Here is a 13,496-nt window from a genome sequence, read left to right as displayed (position 1 = left end):
TCCCCGGGGTACCCGCAAGGGGACAAGGGTCCAGATTTCGAGGGGAGTTCGCCGATATGAGGGCGACCAGAGCCAGGACGGCCATGAAGACGACGGCGGACGTGCTGCTGCACAGCCTGCCGGGGCAGCTCGGCGGCTGCTTCCTGCTGGTCGCCGCCGTCATCCGGCTGATCAGGCCGGACCAGTCCCTCCTGTGGTGGCTGGTGCAGAGCGCGTTCTGGACCGCGCTCGGCGCGGGGATCGACGCCCTGCGGCGCCGCGCCGACCGGTCGGTCATGGGCGGTGTCTCGGCCGGTGAGCACCTGTCGGTGGAACACGGCCTCCAGCACGGCCTGGTCCCCGCCGACCCGGCCGAACGGGCGGCGATGCACCGGCTGGTGATCCACCGGCGGCGCCGGATGGGCCGCTACTCCTGGCTGTTCGGGCCGCTGCTGGTGCTGATGTTCGCCCCGCCGGTGCTCGGCGTGCTGCTGGGGGCGTGGACGCCGGCCATGGCGCTGCTGCTGTTCGCGATCGTCTTCGACAGTTGGATGCTGTGGCTGCGCGGCCGCAACCTGGACCGCCTTGAGCGCATGGACCGCGCCCTGTCGGCGGAGGCCAACGCCCCCGCGATGGCGCACCGCTGACAGGCTGTCAGTCCACCGTGGCCGCCGCCGTGTGGAACGCGTGCCGTACGGCCACGATGCCTTCGCCGTCCCGCGAAGGGTGCACCCGGTTCGTCAGCAGGACGGCGTAGCGGCCGGTCGCCGGATCCACCCACACGCTCGTCCCGGTGAAACCGGTGTGGCCGAACGAGTCGGGGCCGAGCGAAGGCCCGACGGGCGAGCCGGCCATGTCCTGCCCCTGCCAGGCGAGCCCGCGCCGCAGCGCGAGAGTGTCCGTATGGGCCGCCGTCATCAGCGCGAACGTCTCCGGGCGCAGCAGCTCGGCCGCCCCGCCGGCGAGCGACCGCCCGAGCCGCTCCACGTCGGCGAGCGGTGCGAACAGGCCCGCGTGCCCGGCGACTCCGCCCAGTACCACCGCGTTCTCGTCATGCACCTCACCCGCCACCACATGCCCGCGCCACGGGCAGTCCTCCGTGGCGACCGCCCGCGCCCGGCCTGCCGCTTCGGGGTTGAAACCGGTGTCCTTCATGCCGAGCGGTGCGCACACCAGCCGGTCCACCAGGGTGTCCAGCGGCTCGCCCGCCGCGCTCTCCGCGATCAGCCCGAGCAGGATGAAGCCCTGCGACGAGTACTCCACCCGGACGCCGGGCGCCGAGCGCGGCGGCAGCAGCCGCAGTGCCTCCAACAGCGCTTCGCGGGTGGGGTGTTCGCGGTAGAGCCGGACCTGTCCCGGCAGTCCCGAGGTGTGGGTGAGGAGTTGGTGGACGGTGAGGTCGGCCTTGTCGCCGCCCCGGTACGCCGGCAGGTACTGGCCGGCCGTGCCCGCGAGATCCAGCGCGCCGCGCTCGACCAGCGCCATCACGGCGAGTCCGACGACGGGTTTGGTCACCGAAGCGAGGTCCCACAGCTCGTCGCCTTCGAGCGCCGGGCCGTCCCAGGCGCGGGTGCCGGTCCAGCCGCGGTCCAGCGGCCCCGCCGCCGTGCCGACGGACCAGGCGGCGCCCGAGTACGCGCGGCTGGTACGTCCCGCTGCCAGGATGTCGCCGAGGTCGCTCATACGGACTCACCGGCCCCGGTGTCCGCCCCGTCGACCAGCGCGAACGGCGTCCGGGGCGCACTGCCCAGGCCCGCCGACACCGTACGGGCCGCCGCGCGCACCATCGGACCGAACATCTCCACGTTCCGCTCGTCGAGGGTGAAGGTGAGGCCGCGGACGCCGATCGCGCCCACCACCTGGCCTTCGGCGTCGAGGACGGGCGCCGCCACCGACCGTACGTCCGGCTCGTCGTACTCGTCGTCCACGGCGTAACCGGTCTCGGCCGCCTCCCGCAGCAGCGCGCGCAGCGCGGCGGGGTCGGTGGGGGTGCGCGGGGTGCGCGCGGCCAGCCGCCCGGTGTCCAGCAGGGCCGCCGCCTCCCGCGGCGGCAGGGCCGAGAGCATCGCGAGGCCAACCCCGCTGCTGTGCAGCGGGGTCCGGCCGCCGGGGCGCCCGCTCATCCGGTACTCCCTGGCCGGCTCCGACCCGGCGAGCAGGACGGCTTCGCCGCCGTGGCGTACGGCGTACTGCGCGAGCAGTCCGGTGCGCCGGCGCAGATCGGCCAGGACAGGCCGGGCGAGCGCGAGATCCCTGCTGTCGTCCAGCGCGGCGGCGGCGAGCCCGAGCAGCCGGGGACCCGCGCGGTAGCTGCCGCCCTCGGCCGGCTGCGCGAAGCCGTAATCGGCGAGCGTTCTCAGATGGCGGTGGACGGTCGGTTTGGTGAGTCCCGTACGCCGTGCGATATCGCCCAACCGGTGTGGCCCACCGGCCTGTACGAGTGCTTCGAGCACCTCCATCGCCTTGTCGACGGGGCCCTTCGCGGGCTCTGGCTCGCTGGCACGGGTGTTGACCGCTTTCGACATGTCGCTTAGCTTAACCCAACCGCATTCCATCTGCCGGAACGGATGTGTTGTTCAATGGAACGAATACGTCAAGGGCGGGCCGTGGACCGCAGCGGCCCACGCCGCCGCGACGTCCTGCGCCTCGGCGGCCTGGTCGTGCCGGCCGTCGCCGCGCCCGCGCTCCTGACGGGGTGCGGCGCCGACCCCGCGAGCGGCGCGGGCAACGTCCTGCGGGTGTCGCAGCCCGGGGACCCCGCGACCATGGACCCGCAGAAGCAGGGCGACATGGTCTCGATGAACGCCCTGATCAACATGTTCGACACCCTCACCACCCGGGGCGCCGACAACAAACTCCACCCGCGGCTCGCACTGTCCTGGACCGCGCGCGACGAGCGCACCTGGCGGTTCACACTCCGCCCCGGTGTGACGTTCCACAACGGCGAGAAGTGTGACGCCGCCGCGGTCAAGTTCTCCATCGAGCGGCTGCTCGACCCCAAGACCAAGTCACCGATCGTGGAACTGCGTTACGTGAAGGACGTCGCCGTCGTCGACCCGCTCACCGTCGATGTGCACACCACGCTGCACGACCCGATCCTGCCCGACAAGCTCTCCCTCTTCGGCGGGGTCGCCGTACCGCCGCGCTATCTCGCCGACGTCGGCGACCAGGGCTTCGCCGCCCACCCCGTCGGCACGGGCCCCTTCACCTTCGTGAGCTGGCAGCGCGACCACGAACTGCGCATGCGGGCCTACCCGAAGCACTGGGCGGGCCGGCCGCACGTGGACGAACTGGTCTTCAGCCCCGCGCCCAACGCCTCGTCCTCGCTCGCGGCCCTGCAGAGCGGCGGCGTCGACCTCGTCGCCGGACTCACCCCCGACGCGGCGCAGCAGCTCGACGGCTACACCGGCGTCACCCTGGACGGCTACACCGGGATCCGCACCTCCTACCTGTCCCTGAACACCCTGGACAAGGGGCCGCTCAGCGACCGGCGGGTGCGCCAGGCACTCAACCACGCCATCGACGTACCGCTGCTGATCAAGGCGGTGCTCGGCGGCAAGGCGCGTGAAGTGCCCGCGATGATCCCGCACGGCGCCTTCGGCTTCGACCCGACGGTGAAGCCGTTCACCCGCTCGGTGAAGACGGCACGCGCGCTGCTCGCCGAAGCCGGCTATCCGCACGGCTTCAGCACCACACTCACCGCCTCCAACATCGACTCCAACGTCGCCGAGGCCCTGTCCGGGCTCCTCGCCAAGGCAGGGGTGGACGCCAAGGTCGACCTCCTCGACCCCGGCACCTACTCCAGCAGGCTCACCTCCGCCAACCACGCGGCGCTCGGGCCGATGTACCTCGCCGCCAGCACCATCTGGACACTGGACGGCGAGAGCATGATCCAGTCGAATGTGCGCAGCGACCGCAGGCAGAGCCGCTGGCACTCCAAGGAGGCGGACCGGCTCGTCGACATCGAGGAACTCTCCGTCGACCCCGCCGAGCGCACCAAGGCATTCTCCGACCTGCAACGGCTGATGCGGCAGGAAGCGCCGTTCGTCTTCCTCTACCAGCTCGACAACATCTACGCCCGCAACCAGCGGCCCCGCTGGAAGCCGGGCCCCGCGGGCGTACTCGCCATGGCGGGCGCGGAGGTCTCCCGATGACCGAACTCTCCCTCCAGCAAAGGCCGCAGAGCGCGGGCGAGCAGCGGGAGCGTACCCGCGACCGCGCGGGGACGCGGCTGCTGCGCACCGTCCTGCTCAGGCTCGGCACCGCGCTGCTCGTCCTGCTGTGCACGGCGACCGTCTCCTTCTTCCTCGTCCGGCTCTCCGGCGACCCCGTCAAACTGCTGCTGCCGCCGGACGCGACAGCCCATCAGGAAGCCGTGCTGCGAGGCTCGTTGGGCCTGGACCGGTCGCTGTTCAGCCAGTACGTCGACTTCCTGTGGGGACTGCCCCGCCTCGACTTCGGCAACTCCCTCTTCTACAACGAGCCGGTGCGCACCGTGCTCGCCGACCGGCTGCCCGCCACGCTCCAACTGGCCGCAGCCGCACTGGTGGTGACGCTCGTCGTCGCGATCCCCGCCGGGATCTTCGCCGCGATGCGGCGCGGCCGGGCCTCCGACCGCGGGGTGATGACCGGGGTGCTGCTCGGCCAGTCGACCCCGCCGTTCTGGGTCGGCATCCTGCTGATCCTGGTCTTCGCCGTCGGACTGCACGCCCTGCCCGCCTCCGGGTACGGCACGTTCGCGAATCTCGTCCTGCCCGCCGTGACCCTCGCCGTGTACTCCGTCGCCGTCGTCGCGCGGCTGCTGCGCTCGTCACTGATCGACGTGCTGTCCTCGGACCACATCCGCACCGCGCGCGCCAAGGGCTTCGGCCCGGTCAAGGTCGTGCTTACCCACGGCCTGCGCAACGCGTCGCTGCCGGTGGTGACCGTGATCGGACTTGAGGTCGGCAGCCTGCTGGGCGGCGCGATCCTCACCGAACAGGTCTTCTCCTGGCCCGGCGTCGGACAGCTCACGATCGAGGCCATCTCGCACCGCGACTTCCCGCTCGTCCAGGCCACCGTGCTGTTCTTCGCCGCCACCTTCGTCGTGGTGAACCTGCTCGTCGACCTCTCCTACAGCTTCCTCGACCCGAGGGTGAGGACGTCCCGATGACCGTCACCACACCGGCAGCCGCCGCACCGGCGGCGACAACCGCAGGGCGCGGCCCGCGCGCCGCCGCCCTGCGGACCCTGCTGCGCAACAAGCTCGCCGTCGTCGCGCTCGCCGTCCTCGCGATCATGCTGGTCTTCGCGCTGTTCGCGCCGCTGATCGCGCCGTACGACCCCAACGCCCAGGACCTGCTGCTCCGGCTGAAACCGCCGGCCTGGCAGTCCGGGGGCAGCGGCGACCATCTGCTCGGCACCGACCAGCTCGGCCGCGACATGCTCTCGCGCGTCATCTACGGCACCCGGATCTCGCTGCTCGTCGGCGCGGGCGCCGCGCTGCTCGCCGGGGTGATCGGCACCGTCGTCGGGCTCGCCTCCGGCTACTTCGGCGGCTGGCTCGACCGGGTACTCATGCGCCTCGCCGACGTCCAACTCGCCTTCCCCGCCATCCTGCTGGCCCTGGCCATCGTCGGCTTCCTCGGCTCCGGGCTCTGGTACGTGATCCTCGTCCTCGGCTTCACCGGCTGGGTGTCGTACGCCCGTGTCGTGCGCTCCGAGGTGATGTCGCTGCGCTCACGCGACTTCATCACCGAGGCCCGCGCGATCGGTGTCACCGACGGCGCCATCATGCGCCGCCATCTGCTGCCCAACGTGCTGGCCCCGCTCGCCACCATCGGCACCCTGCACATCGCCGCCGCCATCGTCGCCGAGGCGTCCCTGAGCTACCTCGGGCTCGGTGTGCCCAAGGAGACCGTCACCTGGGGCTCGATGCTCGCCGACGGCCAGCTCTACCTCGGCACCTCCTGGTGGGTCGCGGTGTTCCCCGGGGTCGCCCTGATGATCACCTCGCTCGCCGTCAACATCACCGGCGACGCCCTGCGCGACGTCGCGGACCCGAAGGCGTACCGCCGATGACAACAGACCGCACCCCGCCCGTTCTTGGCACCCCGCCTGTACGTGACACCGCACCCGTACTCGAAATCGACAACCTCAGCGTCGACTTCAGGCTCGACACCTCCACCGTGCACGCCGTCCAGGGCGTCAGCCTCCAGGTCGGCGCCGGCGAAACCCTCGCCGTGGTGGGGGAGTCGGGCAGCGGCAAGACCGCCACCGCGCTGTCCGTGCTGCGCCTCAACCCGGCCCCGCCGTGTGTCTACGCGGGCGGGGAGATCCGCTTCGCCGGACGCGACCTGCTCGCCGTGAGCGAGAAGGAACTCTGCGCGGTCCGGGGCCATGACATCGCCATGATCTTCCAGGACCCGATGACCAGCCTCGACCCGCTCCAGCGGGTCGGCTCCCAGGTCGCCGAGGTGCTCAGGCACCACAGGGGCGTCTCACGCGCCGAGGCCAAGGCGGCAGCGGTCGCCGCGCTCGACGAGGTCGGCATCCCCGACCCGGAGCGCCGCTACCGGCAGTACCCGCACGAACTGTCCGGCGGGCTGCGGCAGCGCGTGATGATCGCGACGGCCCTGGTGGGCCGCCCCCGCGTCCTCATCGCCGACGAGCCGACCACCGCGCTCGACGTCACCGTGCAGCGGCAGATCCTCGATCTGCTCGTCGCCCTCCAGGACCGGCACGGCATGGCCGTCGTACTGATCACCCACGACCTCGGAGTGGTGGCCGAGACGGCCGACCGGGTCGTCGTCATGAACGCGGGCCGGGTCGTGGAGAGCGGAGACGTCATGGACGTCTTCGACCACCCCGCCGAGGACTACACACGGCGGCTGCTGGACGCCACCCCACGATTGGAGTCGGCATGACGCTGCTCGAACTGGACGGTCTGCGCAAGGAGTTCGGCGGCAGGCCGGCCAATGTGGCGGTCGACGACGTGTCCCTGACCGTCACCGAGGGCGAAACCCTCGCCCTGGTCGGCGAGTCGGGCTGCGGCAAGACCACCCTGACCCGGCTGCTGCTCCGCCTCCTTGAGCCGACGGCGGGCAGCGTACGGTTCGACGGGCAGGATCTCGCCACCCTCTCCCCGGCCCAACTGCGCGCCGTACGGCGCCAGATGCAGGTCGTGCTGCAGGACCCGTACTCCAGCATGAACCCGCGCATGCGGATCACGGACATCGTCGCCGAGCCGCTGATCACCCATGACCCGGCGGCCCGCGGCCGGCGCGGCAGGACCCGTACCCGCGCACGCGTCGGAGAGCTGCTGGAGTCGGTGGGGCTGCCCGCCGCGATCCAGGACCGCTACCCGCACGAGTTCTCCGGCGGCCAGCGCCAGCGCGTCTCGATCGCCCGCGCGCTCGCCCTCGAACCCCGGCTCGTGGTCCTCGACGAACCCACCAGCGCCCTCGACGTCTCCGTGCAGGCGCAGGTCCTCGACCTGCTGGCGGAACTGCAGCAGCGGCTCGGACTCACCTACGTCTTCGTCTCGCACAACCTCGCCGTCGTACAGCAGGTGGCCGACCGGGTCGCCGTCATGCGGCACGGCAAGCTGGTGGAGGTCGGTGCGGCCGCCGACGTCTTCGGCGATCCGCAGCACCCGTACACCCGGCAGTTGCTGGACGCCGTACCCGTACCGGACCCGCGCCGCGCCCGCCGCACCAGGACCCGCCCGCACCCGGAGGCGGTGTAGCCGTGGGACGTGCAGACGCAGCACGCCTAAAGGCGGGACAGCACCAGACCCGCGCCGCCCAGCAGCGCCACGTCGTCCACCGCGGCGCCGCTCACCAGCACCTGCGGCAGCTCGGCGCCGACCGACGCGACATCGGAGCGCAGCCGCTCCTCGATGAGGGTACGGAACCGCTCGCCGCCCTCCCGCGCCTCGCCGTGCAGGACGAAAAGGCCCGGCGCGAAGAGCTGCTGGACGTTGACCAGCCCCAGGGCGACGTTCTCGGCGTACTCCTCGACGGTCCTGCGGGCAGGCTCGTCGGCGCGCGCCACCAGCGCGCCGAGCGTGGCGCCCTCGCCCAGCCCGGCCGTACGGGCACGCGCGCGCAGCCAGCGGGTGGTGGCCACCGTCTTCCAGCAGCCCCGCCCGCCGCAGGTGCACGCCTCGCCGCTGGCCGACACCGTCATGTGCGCGCCGCTGCGCCCGCCCGCAGGGGCGAGCACTTCACCGTCGTACAGGATGCCGACGCCCAGCACCTCACCGGTCGACACCGAGGCGAACGTACGGCGCCCGCGCCCGGCGCCGAACCACCGGTCGCCGAGCACCTGGAGCCTGGCCCGGTGCTCGACCCGCACCGGGGCGCCGGTCAGCGCCGCGAGCCGGGCGGTCACCGGATAGCCGTGCAGCGCCGGTACGTCGTTGACCTCGTTGATCAGCCCGGCGTCCGGATCGACGATCCCGGCCGCCGCCACGCCGACCCCGACCGGGTCGTACCCGGCGAAGACCTCGGCGGCCAGCGCGAGCGCCGTGTCGATGTCGGCGGGCAGGGCCGTACCCGCGTCGTACGACGCCTCGGCCCTGCGCAGCACCGTGCCGGACATCGTCAGCACCGCGGCCCGCACCCGGCCGGGCACCAGTTCGACAGCGCCGAGCGTCCGTGCCGGGCGGGGCGCGACAGGGCCCGGCGCCGGCTCGGGCACCAACCGCAACGGAGAACCTTCATGGACCATGCGCCGACTCTGCCACGACAGGGTTTCAAGGAGATAGCGCTGTGAGAGATCTGACCGGGCTGACCTGGCGCGAAGTGCGCGGATCCGGCGAGCGCGGGATCGCGCTGCTGCCGATCGGATCGCAGGAGCAGCACGCGGCCCACCTGCCGATGGGCACCGACACACTCCTCGCCGAGGCCGTGCTGGACGGCGCCGCCGCGCTGCTCGCCGAGGACCCGACAGCCTCCGAACTGGTGCGGCTGCCCGCCCTGCCGTTCGGCCACAGCCCGCACCACCTGTTCGCCGCTGCGGTCTCGCTGTCGGCCGCCACGCTGGGCGCCGTCCTGGACGACGTCCTGGACTCGCTGGTGACCAGCGGCTACCGGCGGATCATGGTCGTCAACGGGCACGGCGGCAACGACGAGATCATGCGGCTGGCCGTGAAGCGCTTCGCGCTGCGGGCCGACGTCACCGTCGCCGCCTGCTCGTACTGGACGGTCACGGCCGGCGACGGCGAGCCGGCAGGGGCCAGGCCCGAGGTCACACCCGGCCACGCGGGCTGGTTCGAGACCTCCCTGATGCTCGCCGCCCACCCGGAACTCGTCCGTACCCCGGTCGGAGCCAGGGCCCCGGTCGAGCCACCACCGCTTTTCGACAACCCGCCGTACCCGGGCCTGACCGTGGAGCGCCGCGGCGAATGGGCGCGGGTCGGCGGATCGACCGACGACGCCTCCGGCGCCGACGCCACCACCGGGCGCCGGCTGCTGGACGACAGGGCCCGGGGACTCGCTCGGGCGATCCGTGCGTTCGACGCGGCCACCATCCGAGCTGAGGAGAAGAATGAAGATCACTGACGTCGACGTATGGGTGGTCAACCTGCCCCTGATCAACCCGTTCACCAGCTCGTTCGAGACCAAGACCGGGGAGACCAGGACCGTGGTGCGGATCCGCACCGACGACGGTGTCGAGGGCTGGGGCGAGACGATGTGGGGCCGCCCGGTCGCCGCGATCGTCCGGGCGATGGCCGACGATCTGATCGGCACCAGCCCGTTCGCCCTGGAGAGCTTCCACCGCAAGCAGCACATGGTGCCCTTCTTCCACGGCTACCTCGGGTACGCGGCGATCGCCGCCCTCGACGTGGCCTGCTGGGACGCCATGGGCAAGGCCACAGGCCAGTCCCTCACCGACCTGCTGGGCGGGCCGGTACGCGACGAGGTGCCCATCACCGCGCTCGTGACCCGCGCCGACGCGCCGGGCGCGAGCGCCGACGCACTGCCGGGACAGCTCGCCGAGCACGCCACGCGCGTCGTGGCGGAAGGCGGCTTCAGCGCCGTCAAACTCAAGGGCACCACCGATGTGGCCGGCGACGTGGCGATCCTGCGGGCGCTGCGCGCCGCACTGCCCGCGATCAATCTGCGGGTGGACCCGAACGCGGCCTGGTCGGTCCCCGACTCGGTGCGCGCCGGGATCGCCCTCGAAGAGCTGGACCTCGAATACCTGGAGGACCCCTGCGTCGGCATCGAGGGCATGAGCCAGGTGAAGGCGAAGGTCCGGATACCGCTGTGCACCAACATGTGCGTCGTACGGTTCGAGGACTTCGCCCCCGCGATGCGGCTGAACGCCGTCGACGTCATCCACGGCGACGTCTACAAGTGGGGCGGCATCGCGGCCACCAAGGCACTCGCCGCGCACTGCGAGACGTTCGGACTCGGCATGAACCTGCACAGCGGCGGCGAGCTGGGCATCGCGACGGCGGCGCATCTCGCGGTCGTCTCCAGCACCCCCGTGCTCTCCCGGGCGATCGACAGCATGTACTACCTCCATGCGGACGACATCATCGAGCCGCTGCATCTCGCGGACGGCCGTCTGCGGGTGCCGACAGGACCCGGCCTGGGGGTGAGCGTGGACGAGGAGAAGCTGCGCCACTTCGCCGGGGTCAACGAGCGGGAAGGCGATCTGACCGGATGAGTTCCGACTGGACGAGTTCTGATCGAGTGAGCAAGGCAGCGGTGCACACGGAGCGGGCGCCCCAGCCCGCCGGGGCCTACAGCCAGGGCGTGGTGGCGGGCGACTTCCTGTACACGGCGGGGTTCGGCCCCAAGGACCCGGCGACCGGAGAGGTGCCCGAGCAGGTCGGGGACCAGACCCGGCAGGTGCTCAGGAACATTTCGGCGGTGCTGGCCGAGCGCGGTCTCACCCTGGACGACGTCGTCAAGGTGACCGCGCATCTCCAGCATCTGCGGCGCGACTTCGCCGAGTACGACGCGGCCTACCGGACGTTCTTCCACGAGCCGTACCCGGTCCGCACGACGGTGGGCTCCGACCTGATGAACATTCTCGTGGAGATCGACGTCGTGGCCGTCCTGCCGGCCTGACCCTCCCCGGCCGCACGGCCGGTCGGAATCGGCGGCCCGTCGGAATCGGCGGCCCGTCGCGCATCGTCGCGGCGGGCCGCTCCGCTGACCGCGCGCGCTTCCGGGCGCGCTTCCTGCCGGGTCACTCCCGGCTGGCGGTGCCGCACTTGTCGTCGTCGGCGTGCCGCATGCGCTCCTCCATCGACGTGCTCCGGTCGTACGGGTCGACCTCGGGGCCGTCCCCCGCAGCCGTGCGCTCGGCGCGGAACTGGGGTACGAAGTAGCCGGCGACGGCGTCGCAGCCGCCGTTCGTGCTGTCCAGCTTGTAGGAGATCAGCGAGAACGTCCCCGGCTCGGTGACCACCTTCGCCGGGTCGTCCCAGCTCATGACCACCTCGCGGCGCGCGATGGTGCGCACGACCTCCTCGCTGCCCGGCTCGGCGCGCGTGAGCGGATAGACGTACGTGACGTCGGTGGTCACCTCGACCGCGCCGCGCTTGCCCTCCCGGTACGTGATCCGCCCCCGGGTCTTGACCACATTCCCGACCAGCTCGACCTTCGCCTTCGAGAAGCGGCTGAACAGCAGCAGCGGATCGTTCTCCCGGGTGGGTGCGACGAACGCGGCCTTCACGTAGTCCCGCACATCGCGCTGGTGCGGATTGAGCAGCGCGATCGCCTTCGCGGGCCGCTGTCCGTCCAGCACGGCGGGATCGAGACTGGACGCGGCGAGGAAGTCCCGACTCCGGTCGAGCGCCTGCGCGACCTGCTTCTTGGTCATCCAGCCGGTGGCGCGGGCCGCTGGTACGTCGATCCCTGCCGTTCCGTCAGCCCACCGCACCGCGGGCGACCCTCTGAACGGCTCCCGCAGCGTGGGCAGTTGGTCGGCCGCCTGCGTCGGCGGCGGCTGGTCGGGCCGTGCCGTCTCCGCCGCGAGCGGTGTGGTTCCGCCTCCGCCGTCGCCACCGAACCATCCGGTGACCCGCTCCGGTGCCACCGCCACCACGATCAGCGCGGCCACCACCAGCAGCCCGAGCACGTACCAGGCCTTGCCCTTACGCTTCTTGACGGGTTGATGGGCTCGCCACCCCTGCGGCTGCCCGGACTGCTCCCGCAGCCGCCGCGCCACCATCCGGGCCCGTGCCGACGGCTCTTCGGGCGCACGCGTCGCCCCGGCCTCCGACTCCCGCAGGAAACGCTCCCACTCCTCGTCCGATATGGACGACTCACCCTTGCCCACCCCGAGTTCCCCCTCTTACCCACTCAACCGGCGCTCCCCAGGGCCGGTTGCCGTCCTGCATCATCACACACCGCGACACCTACGGGTGGAGGACGATCTTGCCGGCGACGGTGCCGGACTCGGCCAGCCGCATGGCGTCCGCGGCGCTGGTCAGGGGCAGTTGGGCGGCGATCTGGGCGGTGACGTCACCGCGCTGGAGGGCCGCGAAGACCTGCGAGAGGTCGGCGCGCAGCCGGGCCCTGAACCGGTCCTTGCCCAGCGCCTTGCCCGCCCAGATGTTGAAGAAGTAGGCGCGGCGGCGGTTGGGCAGCGCGTTCCACAGCCACACCCGGCCGAGCAGTTTGACGACGGGCCACTGCTTGGAGCCCGTGTCGTCCCGGGTGGAGGCGCTGCCGTACGAGACGAGCGTGCCGCCCGGCGCGAGGAGGCCCCAGGAGTCGATGACGCTCCGGCCGCCGACATGGTCGAAGACGGCGTCCACACCGCCGGGGGCGAGTTCGCGGACGCGCGCCGCGACATCCCCCGCGCGGTAGTCGACGGGGACGACGCCCCGCTCCCGCAGCGCGTCGTGGTGGCGCGCCGACGCCGTACCGATCACCTTCACACCGGCGGCCCGCGCGAGCTGCACCAGCACGGATCCGACGCCGCCGTTGGCGCCGTGCACCAGGACGGTCTGCCCGGCGCGGACACCGGCCTTGCGGTGCAGCATCTGCCACGCGGTGATGCCGTTGACCACCACGGTCTCCGCCTCGGCAGCGCCGATCCCCTCGGGCACCGCCACCACGTCCGCCGCCTCGATCAGCAGATGGCTGGCCCAGCCGCCGACCTTGACCAGCGCGGCGACCCGCGTGCCGACCAGCCCCGGCGCGACGCCCGCGCCGGCCGCCAGCACCGTACCCACCACGTCGTAGCCCGGCACGAAGGGGAACGGCGGCTGGTCGTAGTACCGGCCGCGGCGCATCTGCTGCTCGGCGAAGGAGACCCCGGTCGCTTCCATCCGGACCAGGACCTGGCCGGGTCCGGCGGTGGGGACGGCGCCGTGCCGGATCTGCAGCCCTTCCGGTTCGACCTTGCCGGGCAGGACGACCTCGACGAGTCCTTCGGTTCCTTCGGTGCTCATGGCGACCTCCGTGCGCTCCGTGGTTCGTTACTGTGCTTCGCGTTGGTTAGAAGCTATAACGAAGGAGAGTGAGAGTCAATAAATCCAGTGATAGCCTCTAACGAAAGCTGGTGGA

At 71.9% G+C, this 13,496-nt stretch carries 14 protein-coding genes; 9 read left to right on the top strand and 5 right to left on the bottom strand.

What is annotated here, in order from left to right:
• Positions 1–56: 56 nt before the first annotated feature.
• Positions 57–626, top strand: a complete 570-nt coding sequence (locus tag ACZ63I_RS12570; protein WP_469338007.1) for a hypothetical protein — start codon at positions 57–59, stop codon at positions 624–626.
• Between the two features lie 7 nt (positions 627–633).
• Here the strand turns inward: ACZ63I_RS12570 and ACZ63I_RS12565 are convergent, their stop codons facing one another.
• Together ACZ63I_RS12565 and ACZ63I_RS12560 are read right to left on the bottom strand one after the other, a co-directional pair.
• Positions 634–1,662 carry a serine hydrolase domain-containing protein gene (locus ACZ63I_RS12565; protein ID WP_469338005.1) on the bottom strand — a complete coding sequence of 343 codons (1,029 nt, stop codon included), beginning with the start codon at positions 1,660–1,662 and terminating at the stop codon, positions 634–636.
• Entirely contained in the window at positions 1,659–2,504 is an 846-nt protein-coding gene (locus tag ACZ63I_RS12560) for an IclR family transcriptional regulator (protein WP_469338004.1), read from the bottom strand. The genes ACZ63I_RS12565 and ACZ63I_RS12560 overlap by 4 nt, the downstream gene beginning before the upstream one ends.
• A 54-nt stretch (positions 2,505–2,558) precedes the next feature.
• On the opposite strand from ACZ63I_RS12560, the gene ACZ63I_RS12555 reads away from it, so the two are divergent.
• From ACZ63I_RS12555 to ACZ63I_RS12535, 5 genes are read left to right on the top strand one after another with little or no spacing between them, the layout of a single operon-like run.
• Entirely contained in the window at positions 2,559–4,133 is a 1,575-nt protein-coding gene (locus ACZ63I_RS12555; protein ID WP_469338003.1) for an ABC transporter substrate-binding protein, read from the top strand.
• Entirely contained in the window at positions 4,130–5,131 is a 1,002-nt protein-coding gene (locus tag ACZ63I_RS12550) for an ABC transporter permease (RefSeq protein ID WP_469338001.1), read from the top strand. The genes ACZ63I_RS12555 and ACZ63I_RS12550 overlap by 4 nt, the downstream gene beginning before the upstream one ends.
• On the top strand, positions 5,128–6,039 hold the full coding sequence (locus tag ACZ63I_RS12545; protein ID WP_469337999.1) for an ABC transporter permease: 912 nt from the start codon (positions 5,128–5,130) through the stop codon (positions 6,037–6,039). Before ACZ63I_RS12550 ends, ACZ63I_RS12545 begins: the two co-directional genes overlap by 4 nt.
• Positions 6,036–6,884, top strand: a complete 849-nt coding sequence (locus ACZ63I_RS12540) for an ATP-binding cassette domain-containing protein (RefSeq protein WP_469337998.1) — start codon at positions 6,036–6,038, stop codon at positions 6,882–6,884. The genes ACZ63I_RS12545 and ACZ63I_RS12540 overlap by 4 nt, the downstream gene beginning before the upstream one ends.
• On the top strand, positions 6,881–7,705 hold the full coding sequence (locus ACZ63I_RS12535) for an ATP-binding cassette domain-containing protein (protein WP_469337997.1): 825 nt from the start codon (positions 6,881–6,883) through the stop codon (positions 7,703–7,705). Before ACZ63I_RS12540 ends, ACZ63I_RS12535 begins: the two co-directional genes overlap by 4 nt.
• Before the next feature lie 26 nt (positions 7,706–7,731).
• On the opposite strand, the gene ACZ63I_RS12530 is transcribed toward ACZ63I_RS12535, so the two are convergent.
• Positions 7,732–8,691, bottom strand: a complete 960-nt coding sequence (locus ACZ63I_RS12530) for an ROK family protein (RefSeq protein ID WP_469337995.1) — start codon at positions 8,689–8,691, stop codon at positions 7,732–7,734.
• Between the two features lie 41 nt (positions 8,692–8,732).
• Here ACZ63I_RS12530 and ACZ63I_RS12525 point away from each other — a divergent pair, with 41 nt between their 5' ends.
• Genes ACZ63I_RS12525 through ACZ63I_RS12515 form a run of 3 tightly spaced genes read left to right on the top strand, consistent with a single transcriptional unit; the run spans position 8,733 to position 11,045 of the window.
• Positions 8,733–9,524, top strand: a complete 792-nt coding sequence (locus tag ACZ63I_RS12525; protein ID WP_469337994.1) for a creatininase family protein — start codon at positions 8,733–8,735, stop codon at positions 9,522–9,524.
• Complete coding sequence (locus tag ACZ63I_RS12520) at positions 9,511–10,638, top strand: mandelate racemase/muconate lactonizing enzyme family protein (RefSeq protein ID WP_469337992.1); 1,128 nt, start codon at positions 9,511–9,513, stop codon at positions 10,636–10,638. Before ACZ63I_RS12525 ends, ACZ63I_RS12520 begins: the two co-directional genes overlap by 14 nt.
• Positions 10,635–11,045 (top strand): RidA family protein, encoded by a 411-nt coding sequence (locus tag ACZ63I_RS12515; protein WP_469337990.1) that lies wholly within the window; start codon positions 10,635–10,637, stop codon positions 11,043–11,045. Before ACZ63I_RS12520 ends, ACZ63I_RS12515 begins: the two co-directional genes overlap by 4 nt.
• Before the next feature lie 121 nt (positions 11,046–11,166).
• Here the strand turns inward: ACZ63I_RS12515 and ACZ63I_RS12510 are convergent, their stop codons facing one another.
• Both ACZ63I_RS12510 and ACZ63I_RS12505 read right to left on the bottom strand, forming a co-directional pair.
• On the bottom strand, positions 11,167–12,261 hold the full coding sequence (locus ACZ63I_RS12510) for a hypothetical protein (RefSeq protein WP_469337988.1): 1,095 nt from the start codon (positions 12,259–12,261) through the stop codon (positions 11,167–11,169).
• A 79-nt stretch (positions 12,262–12,340) separates the two neighbouring features.
• Positions 12,341–13,381, bottom strand: coding sequence for a medium chain dehydrogenase/reductase family protein (locus ACZ63I_RS12505; RefSeq protein WP_469337987.1), 1,041 nt, complete (start codon positions 13,379–13,381; stop codon positions 12,341–12,343).
• Positions 13,382–13,496 lie beyond the last annotated feature (115 nt).

The organism is Streptomyces sp. NPDC087906, from assembly GCF_055584925.1.
The sequence above is the reverse complement of the archived record's forward strand: the minus strand, read 5'-3'. Positions and strand labels throughout refer to the sequence as shown.

What these genes read in the sequence shown, in the direction of transcription:
- ACZ63I_RS12540 (WP_469337998.1), top strand. Translation starts at nt 6,036, where the DNA reads ATGACAACAGACCGCACCCCGCCCGTTCTTGGCACCCCGCCTGTACGT.
- ACZ63I_RS12560 (WP_469338004.1), bottom strand. Translation starts at nt 2,504, where the DNA reads ATGTCGAAAGCGGTCAACACCCGTGCCAGCGAGCCAGAGCCCGCGAAG.
- ACZ63I_RS12550 (WP_469338001.1), top strand. Translation starts at nt 4,130, where the DNA reads ATGACCGAACTCTCCCTCCAGCAAAGGCCGCAGAGCGCGGGCGAGCAG.
- ACZ63I_RS12535 (WP_469337997.1), top strand. Translation starts at nt 6,881, where the DNA reads ATGACGCTGCTCGAACTGGACGGTCTGCGCAAGGAGTTCGGCGGCAGG.
- ACZ63I_RS12570 (WP_469338007.1), top strand. Translation starts at nt 57, where the DNA reads ATGAGGGCGACCAGAGCCAGGACGGCCATGAAGACGACGGCGGACGTG.
- ACZ63I_RS12565 (WP_469338005.1), bottom strand. Translation starts at nt 1,662, where the DNA reads ATGAGCGACCTCGGCGACATCCTGGCAGCGGGACGTACCAGCCGCGCG.
- ACZ63I_RS12555 (WP_469338003.1), top strand. Translation starts at nt 2,559, where the DNA reads ATGGAACGAATACGTCAAGGGCGGGCCGTGGACCGCAGCGGCCCACGC.
- ACZ63I_RS12545 (WP_469337999.1), top strand. Translation starts at nt 5,128, where the DNA reads ATGACCGTCACCACACCGGCAGCCGCCGCACCGGCGGCGACAACCGCA.
- ACZ63I_RS12505 (WP_469337987.1), bottom strand. Translation starts at nt 13,381, where the DNA reads ATGAGCACCGAAGGAACCGAAGGACTCGTCGAGGTCGTCCTGCCCGGC.
- ACZ63I_RS12530 (WP_469337995.1), bottom strand. Translation starts at nt 8,691, where the DNA reads ATGGTCCATGAAGGTTCTCCGTTGCGGTTGGTGCCCGAGCCGGCGCCG.
- ACZ63I_RS12520 (WP_469337992.1), top strand. Translation starts at nt 9,511, where the DNA reads ATGAAGATCACTGACGTCGACGTATGGGTGGTCAACCTGCCCCTGATC.
- ACZ63I_RS12515 (WP_469337990.1), top strand. Translation starts at nt 10,635, where the DNA reads ATGAGTTCCGACTGGACGAGTTCTGATCGAGTGAGCAAGGCAGCGGTG.